General features: G+C 54.0%; 16 protein-coding genes. 9 read left to right on the top strand and 7 right to left on the bottom strand.

The genetic code is table 11. From position 1 onward, the window contains the following. The first annotated feature begins 134 nt into the window (after positions 1-134). Positions 135-1,754, top strand: a complete 1,620-nt coding sequence (locus CGL_RS10970; RefSeq protein ID WP_003859640.1) for an aspartate:alanine exchanger family transporter — start codon at positions 135-137, stop codon at positions 1,752-1,754. A gap of 235 nt (positions 1,755-1,989) precedes the next feature. On the opposite strand, the gene CGL_RS10975 is transcribed toward CGL_RS10970, so the two are convergent. Both CGL_RS10975 and CGL_RS10980 read right to left on the bottom strand, forming a co-directional pair. Next, positions 1,990-3,195, bottom strand: a complete 1,206-nt coding sequence (locus CGL_RS10975; RefSeq protein ID WP_011015431.1) for an IS30-like element ISCg2 family transposase — start codon at positions 3,193-3,195, stop codon at positions 1,990-1,992. Positions 3,196-3,778: 583 nt separating this feature from the next. Beyond that, the gene (locus tag CGL_RS10980; RefSeq protein WP_003856936.1) at positions 3,779-4,252 is read right to left on the bottom strand and encodes an RDD family protein; all 474 of its coding nucleotides are present in this window, start codon (positions 4,250-4,252) and stop codon (positions 3,779-3,781) included. Positions 4,253-4,532: 280 nt separating this feature from the next. Between CGL_RS10980 and glnA the strand changes: the two genes are divergently transcribed. Beyond that, entirely contained in the window at positions 4,533-5,966 is a 1,434-nt protein-coding gene (glnA, locus tag CGL_RS10985) for a type I glutamate--ammonia ligase (protein ID WP_011014960.1), read from the top strand. 142 nt (positions 5,967-6,108) lie between these two features. On the opposite strand, the gene CGL_RS15450 is transcribed toward glnA, so the two are convergent. The 3 genes from CGL_RS15450 to CGL_RS10995 all read right to left on the bottom strand — a co-directional run bounded on the left by CGL_RS15450 (position 6,109) and on the right by CGL_RS10995 (position 7,547). Continuing rightward, a complete protein-coding gene (locus CGL_RS15450) occupies positions 6,109-6,276 on the bottom strand; it encodes a hypothetical protein (protein WP_003856940.1) in 168 nt (55 codons plus the stop codon). Between the two features lie 336 nt (positions 6,277-6,612). Next, entirely contained in the window at positions 6,613-7,014 is a 402-nt protein-coding gene (locus tag CGL_RS10990; RefSeq protein ID WP_011014962.1) for a cupin domain-containing protein, read from the bottom strand. After that, positions 7,011-7,547 carry an NUDIX hydrolase gene (locus CGL_RS10995; protein WP_003859635.1) on the bottom strand — a complete coding sequence of 179 codons (537 nt, stop codon included), beginning with the start codon at positions 7,545-7,547 and terminating at the stop codon, positions 7,011-7,013. The genes CGL_RS10990 and CGL_RS10995 overlap by 4 nt, the downstream gene beginning before the upstream one ends. Positions 7,548-7,626: 79 nt before the next feature. Between CGL_RS10995 and CGL_RS11000 the strand changes: the two genes are divergently transcribed. Then, a complete protein-coding gene (locus CGL_RS11000; RefSeq protein ID WP_011014963.1) occupies positions 7,627-8,535 on the top strand; it encodes an LLM class oxidoreductase in 909 nt (302 codons plus the stop codon). Position 8,536: 1 nt separating this feature from the next. Then, entirely contained in the window at positions 8,537-8,932 is a 396-nt protein-coding gene (locus CGL_RS11005) for a RidA family protein (RefSeq protein ID WP_003859631.1), read from the top strand. 368 nt (positions 8,933-9,300) lie between these two features. Here CGL_RS11005 and thrC read toward each other — a convergent pair whose 3' ends face one another. Further along, a complete protein-coding gene (gene thrC / locus CGL_RS11010) occupies positions 9,301-10,746 on the bottom strand; it encodes a threonine synthase (RefSeq protein ID WP_011014964.1) in 1,446 nt (481 codons plus the stop codon). 140 nt (positions 10,747-10,886) lie between these two features. On the opposite strand from thrC, the gene CGL_RS11015 reads away from it, so the two are divergent. The 5 genes from CGL_RS11015 (at position 10,887) to CGL_RS15705 (ending at position 13,837) form a co-directional block, all read left to right on the top strand. Next, positions 10,887-11,105, top strand: coding sequence for a hypothetical protein (locus tag CGL_RS11015; protein WP_011014965.1), 219 nt, complete (start codon positions 10,887-10,889; stop codon positions 11,103-11,105). 119 nt (positions 11,106-11,224) lie between these two features. Further along, positions 11,225-12,550 carry an MFS transporter gene (locus CGL_RS11020; protein ID WP_011014966.1) on the top strand — a complete coding sequence of 442 codons (1,326 nt, stop codon included), beginning with the start codon at positions 11,225-11,227 and terminating at the stop codon, positions 12,548-12,550. Between the two features lie 16 nt (positions 12,551-12,566). Further along, complete coding sequence (locus tag CGL_RS15695) at positions 12,567-13,061, top strand: MFS transporter (RefSeq protein ID WP_011014967.1); 495 nt, start codon at positions 12,567-12,569, stop codon at positions 13,059-13,061. After that, entirely contained in the window at positions 13,031-13,414 is a 384-nt protein-coding gene (locus tag CGL_RS15700; protein ID WP_231838274.1) for a hypothetical protein, read from the top strand. Before CGL_RS15695 ends, CGL_RS15700 begins: the two co-directional genes overlap by 31 nt. 60 nt (positions 13,415-13,474) lie before the next feature. Continuing rightward, on the top strand, positions 13,475-13,837 hold the full coding sequence (locus CGL_RS15705; protein ID WP_227747714.1) for a hypothetical protein: 363 nt from the start codon (positions 13,475-13,477) through the stop codon (positions 13,835-13,837). Between the two features lie 16 nt (positions 13,838-13,853). On the opposite strand, the gene CGL_RS11030 is transcribed toward CGL_RS15705, so the two are convergent. Next, the gene (locus CGL_RS11030) at positions 13,854-14,336 is read right to left on the bottom strand and encodes a hypothetical protein (protein ID WP_003859624.1); all 483 of its coding nucleotides are present in this window, start codon (positions 14,334-14,336) and stop codon (positions 13,854-13,856) included. Positions 14,337-14,409: the final 73 nt, after the last annotated feature.

Consider the following 14,409-nt stretch of genomic DNA (forward strand, 5'->3'; position numbering starts at 1 on the left):
TAAAAGCCGCACTTCACCAACTTGGGTGTGGTGCGGTTTTTGCGTGCTCTGGTTTAGGGACTGGTTTTGGGAACGTGCCCAGTTCCACATCAAATAACGCTGAGGTCGTACTTAATCCATGAGATCATGAATGGGTGAGCTTCCTTGTAGAAAATCAATTACTCGCGTTGGTTGTCATCATGACGGTCGGACTATTGCTCGGCCGCATCAAAATTTTCGGGTTCCGTCTCGGCGTCGCCGCTGTACTGTTTGTAGGTCTAGCGCTATCCACCATTGAGCCGGATATTTCCGTCCCATCCCTCATTTACGTGGTTGGACTGTCGCTTTTTGTCTACACGATCGGTCTGGAAGCCGGCCCTGGATTCTTCACCTCCATGAAAACCACTGGTCTGCGCAACAACGCACTGACCTTGGGCGCCATCATCGCCACCACGGCACTCGCATGGGCACTCATCACAGTTTTGAACATCGATGCCGCCTCCGGCGCCGGCATGCTCACCGGCGCGCTCACCAACACCCCAGCCATGGCCGCAGTTGTTGACGCACTTCCTTCGCTTATCGACGACACCGGCCAGCTTCACCTCATCGCCGAGCTGCCCGTCGTCGCATATTCCTTGGCATACCCCCTCGGTGTGCTCATCGTTATTCTCTCCATCGCCATCTTCAGCTCTGTGTTCAAAGTCGACCACAACAAAGAAGCCGAAGAAGCGGGCGTTGCGGTCCAGGAACTCAAAGGCCGTCGCATCCGCGTCACCGTCGCTGATCTTCCAGCCCTGGAGAACATCCCAGAGCTGCTCAACCTCCACGTCATTGTGTCCCGAGTGGAACGAGACGGTGAGCAATTCATCCCGCTTTATGGCGAACACGCACGCATCGGCGATGTCTTAACAGTGGTGGGTGCCGATGAAGAACTCAACCGCGCGGAAAAAGCCATCGGTGAACTCATTGACGGCGACCCCTACAGCAATGTGGAACTTGATTACCGACGCATCTTCGTCTCAAACACAGCAGTCGTGGGCACTCCCCTATCCAAGCTCCAGCCACTGTTTAAAGACATGCTGATCACCCGCATCAGGCGCGGCGACACAGATTTGGTGGCCTCCTCCGACATGACTTTGCAGCTCGGTGACCGTGTCCGCGTTGTCGCACCAGCAGAAAAACTCCGCGAAGCAACCCAATTGCTCGGCGATTCCTACAAGAAACTCTCCGATTTCAACCTGCTCCCACTCGCTGCCGGCCTCATGATCGGTGTGCTTGTCGGCATGGTGGAGTTCCCACTACCAGGTGGAAGCTCCCTGAAACTGGGTAACGCAGGTGGACCGCTAGTTGTTGCGCTGCTGCTCGGCATGATCAATCGCACAGGCAAGTTCGTCTGGCAAATCCCCTACGGAGCAAACCTTGCCCTTCGCCAACTGGGCATCACACTATTTTTGGCTGCCATCGGTACCTCAGCGGGCGCAGGATTTCGATCAGCGATCAGCGACCCCCAATCACTCACCATCATCGGCTTCGGTGCGCTGCTCACTTTGTTCATCTCCATCACGGTGCTGTTCGTTGGCCACAAACTGATGAAAATCCCCTTCGGTGAAACCGCTGGCATCCTCGCCGGTACGCAAACCCACCCTGCTGTGCTGAGTTATGTGTCAGATGCCTCCCGCAACGAGCTCCCTGCCATGGGTTATACCTCTGTGTATCCGCTGGCGATGATCGCAAAGATCCTGGCCGCCCAAACGTTGTTGTTCCTACTTATCTAGCATTGACCCCTTAAGCGCAGAAGGCGATTTAAGGGGTTGGGTTTTCCCGATGACTAGTTGGTCCAGATCGTGTATTTGAGGCCCTTAGGGGCGATTCTGGGGCTGATGTTTTTGTGTCCATTGGGGCTGGTGTGAATACTGAGGAGTTGCTGCAAGATTGCTGTTCAACTTCTCGGCATAGATCGCCGAGATGCCTCTAAATCGAACGAATTTTTGCATAATAGGGACGGCGAATTCAATCGGTGGATGCACCAACTACGATTTTTTCATATACCTGCGTCGCGCTTTTAAAACCATGCATTTTCCGCGGCCGGTAATTCAGCAGATCCTGTGCCCGCTGAACTTCTTCGTCACTTACTTTAGCAAAATTAGTGCCCTTCGGGAAAAAATCCCTGACCAATCCATTCGTATTCTCATTCGACCCACGCTGCCACGGCGAATGAGGATCACAGAAAAACACCGGACACTTGGTCACCACGCTAAACCGCGCATGCTCTGCCATCTCCACACCCTGATCCCACGTCAAACTCCGACGCAACGCCTGCGGCAAATCACCCATCATCTCCACCAACGCATCCGTCACAGTCGACGCCTCATGATTAACCCCCAACCGCTTAATCAACGTCAACCGGCTCGTGCGCTCCACCAACGTCACCAACGCTGTCGCTTGGTTTTCACCACCAATTACTAAATCGCCCTCCCAGTGCCCAGGCACAGCACGATCAGCAACTTCTGCTGGGCGTTGACTAATCAACGCACCCTCCACCCACGGCTTACCTCTCGATGGCAACTTCGACTGCGGTTTACGTCCCTTCCGACCGGTACGAAGAAATTTCTCCACCTTCAATTCATCACGCAACGCCCCTTTACCTTGAACATATAACGCCTGGTAAATAGTTTCATGACTAATCTGCATAGAGCTATCGTTAGCATGCTCGGTGGCTAAAAGACCAGAAATCTGCTCCGGAGATAATTTATTATTCAACGCCTCGACCACCACAGCCCGAAGCCTACGATTGGCATCAAGTTTCGGTGTTTTCGGACGCGCTAGTTTCCTGATCGCACCTTCATAGGAGTCGCGTGCACGATAACGTCCATCATCATCTTGACCACGTCGAAGTTCCCTGGAAATTGTTTGCCGACACCGACCCAGGCGTCGACCGATTTCTGCTGCACTGACCCCGGTGTCATGGAAACGTTGGATCATCATTTTCTCTTCTAACGATAATCGTGTGCCTTGTCCTACGACTTTGATTTCATCAGCAAATAACGGCACTACACACGACATATAAGAAAAGCGTAATGATGGTGGTGGAGCAAGATGAAGTAAGGCCCCACACACCTGTGCTGGCAACCCCAACGCAGATAACTCGTCAAACAGTGTTGTGTAGTCCTCACGCAACACTTGATGGAGTGTGCGTGGCCCATAATAAGGGCCCATCACCGGGGCGTGGATGAATTCAGCTGCTCGCTTGCCGGTGCGCAAGGTGGCTGCGCGTTGGCGAAGCTTGTCTGGGCCTTGTTTGCGCCATAGGGATATATTGGCCCGAGTCATGCCGACATACTCGCCGATTTCTCGGGGTAGGCATCCTTTCTCTAGCATGCTGGCTGCAATCTCAAGTTTCTCGGCGGTGTCAAAAGCATTGCCACCTCGCGGGCCGCGGGTCAGTTTCACCCCGGCGGCCTTCGCCCACTTTCGCCCGGTGAATTCACTGACCCCGACCGCTGTAGACGCAGCAAGACCTGACATACCTTGATTGATCATGTCGAGGAAAGCCGTACGGCTTTCCTCTGGGATTGTTCTACGAATGCCCACTTCGCACCCTTCGGGTTGCTCGTGGTGCATTCACCCCCTGAACCCGCCGACTAATTGGAGCCAATACTCGATTAGGATCAGCGATTCAGCTCTGTGCGGGGACGAAAATTTGCAACTCTCGCTTTGGCTAGCTAGATCAACCCCAACCAAGCACGAAGGGCGTCGATCCCCGCAAAGATCGGCGCCCATAAATTTCACTCAAGACAAATTACCCGCGGATAACTGCAGTTCCCGTTGCCTTGTCGTGGAGCCCACGGCCGTCAGCATCCACCATCACGGCAGGCAGAATCAAGATCGTCAGCAGTGGGCGAACCAGCGCACGCCACCAGCCCACACGTTCCTCTGCATCCACACGCGCAAGGCCCATGCCAAACACGGCATGACCTGGGGTGCGAGCAAAGATCCAACCGGTAAGCCAACCCAGGATCACGAAAATAATGAGCGTGGATGTCGCTACATCGCCCAGCACATCCGTGAAATTGGACAGCACAATAGCAATAACCCAGGAAACACCCCAGTCCACGCAGACCCCGCCGATACGACGAGCCACTGAGGACAGAGAGCCGGCCCCTTCTTGAGGAAGCCCCAACTTTTCGCCAGGCCACCTGCCGGGTGCATCAGGATCGTCAAAATCAGCTGGAATTTCGGGTCCGTCAAGCCAACTTCTCTTCGGCTTTGCCATTGTTACAATCAAATCCAAACATGTAGAGGGCGGATACTGCAGTCAAAAGGCGTTGCTTTTCGACGTCGCAAAGCGCAATTTCCTACCTTTAAGATCCTAATCTGTTGAGGTCAGCCACAATTTTTCAGAAAAGTTTTGATAGATCGACAGGTAATGCATTATACTGACAACGTCGCAAGGACTACATTTGCAGCCAAGTCTACTACTTGATCTTCAAAGGTCAGCAATTGTGAACAAAGCTACAAATAAACCGTTCCGCCCATGTCAATGAGGAGTCACCGTGGCGTTTGAAACCCCGGAAGAAATTGTCAAGTTCATCAAGGATGAAAACGTCGAGTTCGTTGACGTTCGATTCACCGACCTTCCCGGCACCGAGCAGCACTTCAGCATCCCAGCTGCCAGCTTCGATGCAGATACAATCGAAGAAGGTCTCGCATTCGACGGATCCTCGATCCGTGGCTTCACCACGATCGACGAATCTGACATGAATCTCCTGCCAGACCTCGGAACGGCCACCCTTGATCCATTCCGCAAGGCAAAGACCCTGAACGTTAAGTTCTTCGTTCACGATCCTTTCACCCGCGAGGCATTCTCCCGCGACCCACGCAACGTGGCACGCAAGGCAGAGCAGTACCTGGCATCCACCGGCATTGCAGACACCTGCAACTTCGGCGCCGAGGCTGAGTTCTACCTCTTCGACTCCGTTCGCTACTCCACCGAGATGAACTCCGGCTTCTACGAAGTAGATACCGAAGAAGGCTGGTGGAACCGTGGCAAGGAAACCAACCTCGACGGCACCCCAAACCTGGGCGCAAAGAACCGCGTCAAGGGTGGCTACTTCCCAGTAGCACCATACGACCAAACCGTTGACGTGCGCGATGACATGGTTCGCAACCTCGCAGCTTCCGGCTTCGCTCTTGAGCGTTTCCACCACGAAGTCGGTGGCGGACAGCAGGAAATCAACTACCGCTTCAACACCATGCTCCACGCGGCAGATGATATCCAGACCTTCAAGTACATCATCAAGAACACCGCTCGCCTCCACGGCAAGGCTGCAACCTTCATGCCTAAGCCACTGGCTGGCGACAACGGTTCCGGCATGCACGCTCACCAGTCCCTCTGGAAGGACGGCAAGCCACTCTTCCACGATGAGTCCGGCTACGCAGGCCTGTCCGACATCGCCCGCTACTACATCGGCGGCATCCTGCACCACGCAGGCGCTGTTCTGGCGTTCACCAACGCAACCCTGAACTCCTACCACCGTCTGGTTCCAGGCTTCGAGGCTCCAATCAACCTGGTGTACTCACAGCGCAACCGTTCCGCTGCTGTCCGTATCCCAATCACCGGATCCAACCCGAAGGCAAAGCGCATCGAATTCCGCGCTCCAGACCCATCAGGCAACCCATACCTGGGCTTTGCAGCGATGATGATGGCCGGCCTCGACGGCATCAAGAACCGCATCGAGCCACACGCTCCAGTGGACAAGGACCTCTACGAACTACCACCAGAGGAAGCTGCATCCATTCCACAGGCACCAACCTCCCTGGAAGCATCCCTGAAGGCACTGCAGGAAGACACCGACTTCCTCACCGAGTCTGACGTCTTCACCGAGGATCTCATCGAGGCGTACATCCAGTACAAGTACGACAACGAGATCTCCCCAGTTCGCCTGCGCCCAACCCCGCAGGAATTCGAATTGTACTTCGACTGCTAATTCACTTAGCTAGCCGATAGCGGAAACCCCCTGAAATTCTTCATTGAATTTCAGGGGGTTTCTTTTTTACATTCCACCTAAAAGGAAAGCGCCGGATCCTCCATCATGGTGGATCCGGCGCTTTTATTTATTAGTTTTTGGGCTAGATGCCGATCAGTTCAGATGCAACTACATCGGACAGTGAGACGGTTCCGTGTGGTTCGCCACGGAACAGGAGAAGGTGATCAGCGTTGATAATTACTTCCAACTGGCGTTCCAGGGTGAATGTCTCCCAGACCTTCATTTCATTTGGGCGAATTCGTAATCCCATTTCCTTCTCCTTTCGAAACTGTTTCGAACCAAAAAGTTTGTGGTTCAAATCACTTTATTTGTTTCTTGCGTTACACATCATCTTAGGGGGTAGTTTCCTAAATAACTAAGCGAGGGGCGCAAATCACTACATATCAACCCCGAAAAATACCCCTGATCAGGTGAGATGTGAGGGTTTGCTCATGTTTCAAACCCAAATCGCACAAACAAAAACAAACATAACGGGGGTACTGTTTCCTTTTCGATAGCAAAAAAGCCACCCTCAATCCGAACAACATCGGATCGAAAGTGGCTTGGAAAGACGTGAAACACTAGAAGTGGACGTCGAAAAGCATTTTTATCTTTGTAGCTCCGCGCTCACGCTGCGGTAGTGCTCCTCGTCGACCGGCTCCTCCCAATCGACGGTCTCGCCGTCGATGCCTTTGAGGTTAACCACCACGTGGAACATCGGTGCACCAGACACGGCGCCGTGCCAGTGGCGAACCCCGGCGGCTGCGAAAACAACATCGCCAGGCTCCAGGAGTCGAGCAGGCTCCCCCTCCGCCTCATAAATGCCCAAGCCCGACAGCACAATTATGTTTTGACCGACTGGGTGAGTGTGCCAATTGGTGCGACCGCCTGCCTCAAAAGACACGTTCACAGTCTCAATCTGCACGTTGTCATCAAGCTTGGCCATATGGACCTCGCCAGAAAACCACTGTGCAGGCGCTGGATTACCTAACGGAAATTCAATACTCATCGTGCATTCCTTTTCTCATATCCCATGCGGGGCTTATAACCTTGCGGATGCTTCAACTGTGCCACCGCATCAGCGATGACCATGCGGAAACGCTGATTAGTGACAGGCATCTTAGAAATCGGGAACCATGCAACATCCACGTTCTCGTCATCGCCGACGTGAGGCTCATCGGAATCACCAGAAACAACGCAACGCATGGTCGTATCCATGTAGCTCGCCACATCACCATTTTGATAGGTCACAGGCCCCACCGCGCCCACGCCAAGCAACGCCTCAACGCTGACATCAAGGCCGGTTTCCTCCTTGACTTCACGCACCGCAGTCACATGAGGCTGCTCATCCGGATCACAAATACCGGTCGGTGGAGTCCACTCACCAGTATCAGCGCGCTTGACCAACAACACATCCGGAACCACATGGAAAGGAGACCCCGGAGGAACATCACGAATAACAACCGCAGTTACAGCCGGCAACCACAACGGATCCTGACCGACCTTCTCCCGCAAACTAACAATGAACTCTGGAACCGCCATGCAGCAAAACCTCTCCAATTGGTAATCTTTGACTCCCAGGTTACGCCAGCCCTGCGACACCACCATCTAGGGTTAGAGTATGGCCTTCAACAAAGCGTACGATGCACTTCGCGCCCCTCAAATCACCCTCGGACTCATGACACCAAACGGCCCTGAACTAGGGCGCAGTGAAATGGTTCCAACCGAAAATAGCATCGAACTAGCCATACAAGCAGAAGCTCAAGGATTCAGAGGCATGTGGGTTCGAGACGTTCCACTCGCAGTTCCTCAAGGAATCACTGTTACCGATAAACAGGCTACGTATTTAGATGATCCATTCTTAATGCTCGGTGCGATGGCCTCTGTGACCTCTACAATCGCGCTGGGCACTGCAGCGACCGTGCTTCCACTCAGACATCCGCTACATGTGGCGAAATCCGCGCTCACCCTTGATCGACTCAGCCACGGACGTTTCGTTTTAGGCATCGGCTCTGGCGACAGGCCTGAAGAATTCGAGATTTTTGGCAAAAGCTTAGACAATCGACGCGCTGATATTCAGTCTGGGTGGGCAATTTTGCGTGCAGCTTTGTCGCCGGATCCTGCGATGCGGGCCGACCTTGAATTTGCGCCAACCACGCCACCTGAAGCTCAGATCCCCATGATCGCTGTAGGTTCTGCCCGACAAACAGTGCAATGGATCGCCCGAAACGCCGACGGATGGGCAACCTACTACCGCCCCGCTGAAGCTCAAGTCGGACGCCTCGATCTCTGGGACAAAGCCCGTGGTGGCACCCGCCCCTTGTTGATTTCCTCCATGGGGCTCAACCTCACCGAAGGAAACACCCACAAAGAAATCACTCTGGGCGTAGAGGTAGGCAGCCAGGAACTCATCGAACACCTCCACCGCCTTTCGGAACTTGGCATCGACCACGTCATCTTCAACATCCAGCGCCGACCAGCAAGCGAAGTACTGACCCAGATTTACGAAGAAGTGCTCCCCCACCTCTAAAATGCCTGTTCCGGCACTTCCCTTCGGGGAAACAGCTATGGTTGGCCACATGTCGAATGATCACCCATACTCCCCCGCAAAACGCGTCGGAAATTTCATCTTCGTCTCCGGCGCTCTTTCAGTAGACAAGGACTACCAACCAGTCGTCGGTCGTAAAGAAGCAGTTGATGCAGCACTTGAACGCATGCGTGAACGCCTCGCCACCGCTGGTGGTGAACTCAAAGACGTTGTGAAACTCACTTACTTTGTCACCGACATCAGCCTGCGCGAAGAATGCAACGAGCAATTCCGAGAGCATTTCCTCGAAGGCCGCCCGGCACGCTCTTTCGTGGGTGCATCATCGCTTCCTTATGGTGCAACTGTGGAAATTGATGCGATTGCGATGATCGAGGACTAACCAGAGCATTTTTCGCACGACTCGGACCGGGGAATCAAATATTCTGGGGTCGCAGACACTTCCATTTGGCGCGATCTGTGTCGTTCAAGGGACTCGCTCGCACCGACAAGAGGGAAACCAGACAGGCGTGACAAAACTTCAGGTTTTTAGCCAATCTTGTCACGCCTGTCTGGTTCCCATCAGTTCAGCGGAAATTCGACCTCCAACTCCGAAAAACTTGCCCTCCCAGAATCGCTTCTAACGGCTTGACTGTGACCCCTCCATGTCAAACACCCGTTCTAAGAATTGGAGGCCTTAAAACGCCACTCAATGCGAAAGGCCTGGTTCCATCCCATAAAGAGAGGAATCAGGCCTTGGCGTAAAGCAAGTTACTTCACGGAAGTGTTTGCAATCGCATCGACTATGTACTGCTTAACTGCATCGGTGTCGTTTGGTAGGTCGGAAACCTTGAATGGAGCATCCATGATCGCGGCGAAACGCTCTGGAGTTTGAGGTGCTTCACCAATTGCTTCGACGATGGTGTCGGCAAATTTCACTGGGAGTGCAGTTTCTAGGACGATGATTGGGGTGTTGACCTCGTCCCTCCACTGGCGTGCCACGTGAACGCCGTCGGCGGTGTGGGGATCGATTAGTACGTCGAGGCGGGAATGCACGTCAGCGATGGTTGCCACACGGTCAGCATGGGTGGATCGTCCGGAGGCGAAACCGTATTCTGCTGCAGCCTTCTCAAAGTTGGCGTCATCAGCCAGTGAGAATCCGCCTTGGCGAACCTGGGTACCAAATAGATCGTTGACGCGGGTGGCGTCGCGGCCGAGCAGGTCGAAGATGAAACGCTCGAAGTTGGAGGCGCGGGAGATATCCATCGAAGGTGAGGAGGTCTCGTGGGTGTCTGCGGAGCTGCGGACTCGGTAGTCGCCGGTACGGAAGAACTCGTCGAGCACATCGTTTTCGTTGGTGGCCACGATGAGGCGATCGATGGGAAGTCCCATTTGGCGGGCGATGTGGCCTGCGCAAATGTCACCGAAGTTGCCGGTTGGTACGGAGAAGCTGACCTTTTGGTCATTGCTGGTTGTGGTGCGGATCCATGAGGAAACGTAGTACACAACCTGTGCCATAAGGCGTGCCCAGTTGATGGAGTTCACGGCACCGATGCGGTTGTCTTTTTTGAATTCTGCGTCGGCGGAGACAGCCTTGACTACGTCTTGGCAATCGTCGAAAACGCCGTCGAGGGCGATGTTGAAGATGTTTGGATCGTCAAGGCCAAACATCTGTGCTTGCTGGAATGGGGTCATGCGGCCAGCTGGGGTCAGCATGAATACGCGGATTCCCTCGCGGCCGCGCATGGCGTATTCCGCAGAGGAGCCGGTATCGCCAGAGGTAGCGCCCAGGATGTTGATGGTTTCGTTGCGGCGGCGAAGCTCGTATTCGAAAAGTTCGCCGAGCAGCTGCATGGCCATGTCTTTGAATGCAGCGGTTGGGCCTTCGGAAAGGTGGCCCAGGTAAATGTTGTCCTCGAGTTCGGTGACAGGAACGATGTCTTCGCTGTTGAACTTCGGGTAGGTGTAGGCGCGTGCGGTGATCGCCTTGATGTCTTCTACTGGGATGTCATCAACAAACAGGGAGATAACTTCAGCAGCCAAAGCTGCGTATCCTTCGTTGGCTAATACCTCACGCCATTTACTCAGCTGGGCATCATCTAGTTGAGGGTAGGTTGCAGGCAGGTACAGGCCGCCGTCTGGTGCTAGACCGCCCAGCAAAATATCACTGAAGCGGGCAGGGGTACGGCTGGCATCACGCGTCGAAATGTAGTCCACGGATATAACCCTATCCCAAGGGGTGACACAATACTCCCCCACACCGTCTCAAATATGTTGAAAAAGGTGACTTCGCCCACGCGATACCCTAAAGTGTTGCTGATCACTTTCAATTGTCGGTTTTAGGATGTGCTTTAAAGATGACAGCTCCCGATTACCCCAGCTTCTCGAAACTCGAGGACAACAACAAGAAGAATCTCACCGCAGTTGAAATCCTTAATCCAGCGCCGGTGTCCAAGTGGAACCTGTATGTTCTCATTGGTTGTTCGGTGCTCGCGGTCGGGCTGGTGCTGCTCGGGCCGTGGCTTTACCCCTACGTTGAGGCACACATCGACGGTTTCTGGGCTCAATTCCAGTAGGTCTCCATAACGGGTGATTTCATTCGGTCGATCGAACAATTATCTAAATGATCACACTTAGCCATGGATTGGGAATCAAAGTCCCATATTTTCCTGTAAGAGGGCTACCCTGATCCTCTGTGAAGAACAATGATCAACGGCCTTCGCCAAGACCGCATCCCAGAGAGAAAGTAACTACCCGCGCCCTCATAGTTTGGGCAGCAGCCTGTCTTGTGTATATGGCAGCCATTACCAGCCGCACCAGCTTTGGTGTGGCTGGAGTGGAGGCCATTGATCGTTTTCAGGTAGACGCCACACGCATTGCAGTATTCACTTCTGTTCAGGTTGGTGTGTACGCGTTTGCTCAGATTCCGATGGGCATTTTGATCGATAAGTTTGGTCCTCGGAAGCTCCTTGCCATTGGTGCTTTGGTGATGGGTATCGGCCAGCTCATTTTGGGCTTTACGGATAGCTATTCCATCGCGATTATTGCCCGCGTGTTTATCGGCGCCGGCGATGCATCGATCTTCCTTTCGGTTATGCGCATCCTGCCGTTTTGGTTCCCACTGAAGCACACCCCTATTTTCACGCAGTTAACTACCTGCCTTGGCCAGTTGGGCCAGTTCTTTTCTGCGGTGCCTTTCATGGCGTTGTTGGGTGCGCAGGGTTGGCCTGTGGCGTTTGTCAGCCTTGGTTCCGTGGTGGCACTCATTGCGATCGCAGCGCTGGTGGCCGTTCGGGATACTCCAGATCCTCAGCCAAAACCTGTCGAATCAGCTCAGGAAGCAGATAAACCAAGCCTGCGCGCGAGTTTGAAGTTGATTGTCCGCAATCCGATTACGTGGCAGGGTTTCTTCATTCACTACGTATTGATGGTGTGGCAGACCGTGTTCTCCATGATGTGGGGCGTCCCGCTGATGACTTTGGGCATGGGACTGTCTGCAACGACGGCTGGTTTGGTGTTGAGCATCAACACGCTGTGCATGGTGGTATCGGCGCCAATCATCGGAATAATTTCCGCACGCCTTGGGTATCGCCGTGACGTGGTCGCCATTGCGCTGTCGTTTGTTCAATCCGCAGTATGGCTGGTGTTCTTGGCCTCCGATGCACCTCGTGGTTTGATGGCTATCATCTTGGTCAACATCGTCATGGGTCTGACTACTGCGGCTTCTGGTTATGGCTTTGACACCATTCGTGAGCGCCTAGATCGCAAGATTTTGGCTGCGGGCACGGGACTGGCAAACATGGGTGGATTCTTGTCATCGATGGTTGCAGCGCAGGTTATGGGGTTCCTTCTTGATCACAGCGCGCATGGTAGCACCTATACTTGGGTGGACTTCCGTTTTGGTTTCCTTGCGATTCTTGTCACATGGGCCGTCGGAGTCACGGGATTTGTTGTAGCCCGACTCAAGGGTGGACCGGGCCGCAGATTACTCGCCCAGATTAGGTCTACCAAGGACTTTTAAAGATCGGGTAAAACCTGTGGGCGTTGAAAGGGGCAAGGTCTCTGCCAAGGCACTAGTTGTCTGGTTGACGGCAATGTGCGTGTACATCGTGGCCATTGCTGGTCGAACATCATTTGGTGTCGCCGGAGTGCATGCGATCGATCGCTTTGATATCGACGCCTCCCGGTTGGCCGTGTTCACTTCTGTTCAGGTTGGAGTCTATGTTCTCGCGCAGATTCCCATGGGCATGCTGGTGGACAGGTTCGACGCCCGGAAACTCTTGCTGGCTGGCGCTTTAATTTTGGCAGCTGGCCAGCTCATTTTGGGTTTCACTGATTCTTATATGATCGCCATTTTTGCCCGAGTGCTCATCAGTGTTGGCGATTCTTCTGCATTTTTGTCCGTGATGCGACTGTTGCCCAACTGGTTCCCGATGTCTTGGACACCTGTGTTGCAGCAGCTCACGGGCGCTTTTGGCTTTGTGGGGCAGTTTTCTCCGCGGTGCCGTTTTTGCACATACTCAACACCTTAGGGTGGACAATTCCTTTCGCATCCCTTGGCGCGGTAGGCATCATCGTGGCGATCGCGGCGGCCATCTTGGTGCGCGACGCTCCTGCAAGCAGTGAGCCTGTGAGGCGTGGGGAGGCGTCGATAAGCATCGCTTTTAGGCTTAAATCCGTGCTGACCAGCCTTTATTGCTGGCAGGGCGTGTTTAATCACTGGGTGAGCATGGGACCTGTGATGGTATTTTTGCTACTGTGGGGCACGCCGACGCTGACGCTGGGGCTGGACATAAGCAGCGGCGAAGTGGGCACGGTTCTAACGATTTTCGCCGTCGCAACCGTGATCACCGGTCGCTTTCCGGCATCGTGTCGTCGCGGCTAGGGGGCCAGGCGCGGGATGATTGGGTTTGTCACGCCGATGATTCAGGCGGCGTTGTGGATCGTGCTCTTTTTATTCGCTGATCGCCTGTCCAATCCGCTGGTTTTTGTCAGCGCCATCATGTTCGCGATTTCCTTTAGCTCCCCCGTGGCGAACTTCGGTTTCGATACGATCTGCGAAAAACTCGACCGCCGCGTCATGGTCGCCGGCACCGGCATGGCCAACATGAGCGCCTACATTTGCGCGATGCTGGCCACACAAATCATCGGATTTTTACTCGACTGGAACGCCGACGGCCACGCCTACACCTGGTCGAATTTCCAGGTGGCGTGGCTTGGTCTGGGCGCGGTGTGGCTGGCAGGCATGATCGGGCTTGCAGTCTGCCTCCTGCTGCAGCGTCGAAAAAATATTGCTTTTCGACGCTAAAACCCGACCGTAACCGCTAGAAACGCGGACCGCGGTATCCCGGACCGAATGGTCCAAATGGGCCGAATGGACCGTCATTGCGTGGACCGCGAGGGCCGCGTGGCCCACCGAAATCACCGTAACGTCCACCGCGGCGACCCTGGCCAAGGCCATTTACGATGCCATCAACGAAGCTTGAAATACCATCGCGGATCTCGTTGATAACCTCGTCGTTGATCTGGCTCTTGGTCTGTGCGCGGTAGTCCTCATCCTCATCGATCAGATCATCTGCGTAGATGGGGCCGTCTTCGCGAGGGTTGTCGAGCTCAATTTCCGCCTCATCAAAGGCATCAAAAACATCATCAAACTGAAGGTCGCCGTCGAATTCAATGTTAAGGACTGTACCTTCAAAGGTGAGCTTCTCATCCGCATCAACACCCAACTGATGTGCGTAACCGATGACTGCCGAAAGTTCTGCGAATGTTGCATCTGATAGGTCAATGGACAGCTTGATTGCCATGGTGGAATTCCTAACTTCCTGTCGAGTACCGAAGTGTGCTTTACACCCGAGACTACGTACCATTTTCCAGCCC

Source organism: Corynebacterium glutamicum ATCC 13032 (assembly GCF_000011325.1).
Lineage (GTDB): Bacteria > Actinomycetota > Actinomycetes > Mycobacteriales > Mycobacteriaceae > Corynebacterium > Corynebacterium glutamicum.

Coding starts and splice junctions, on each gene's coding strand:
- CGL_RS11030 (WP_003859624.1), bottom strand. CDS start 14,336: ATGGCAATCAAGCTGTCCATTGACCTATCAGATGCAACATTCGCAGAA.
- CGL_RS10990 (WP_011014962.1), bottom strand. CDS start 7,014: ATGAGTATTGAATTTCCGTTAGGTAATCCAGCGCCTGCACAGTGGTTT.
- CGL_RS10975 (WP_011015431.1), bottom strand. CDS start 3,195: ATGGGCCCTTATTATGGGCCACGCACACTCCATCAAGTGTTGCGTGAG.
- CGL_RS11015 (WP_011014965.1), top strand. CDS start 10,887: ATGACAGCTCCCGATTACCCCAGCTTCTCGAAACTCGAGGACAACAAC.
- CGL_RS10980 (WP_003856936.1), bottom strand. CDS start 4,252: ATGGCAAAGCCGAAGAGAAGTTGGCTTGACGGACCCGAAATTCCAGCT.
- CGL_RS10995 (WP_003859635.1), bottom strand. CDS start 7,547: ATGGCGGTTCCAGAGTTCATTGTTAGTTTGCGGGAGAAGGTCGGTCAG.
- CGL_RS11005 (WP_003859631.1), top strand. CDS start 8,537: ATGCCTGTTCCGGCACTTCCCTTCGGGGAAACAGCTATGGTTGGCCAC.
- CGL_RS11000 (WP_011014963.1), top strand. CDS start 7,627: ATGGCCTTCAACAAAGCGTACGATGCACTTCGCGCCCCTCAAATCACC.
- CGL_RS15450 (WP_003856940.1), bottom strand. CDS start 6,276: ATGGGATTACGAATTCGCCCAAATGAAATGAAGGTCTGGGAGACATTC.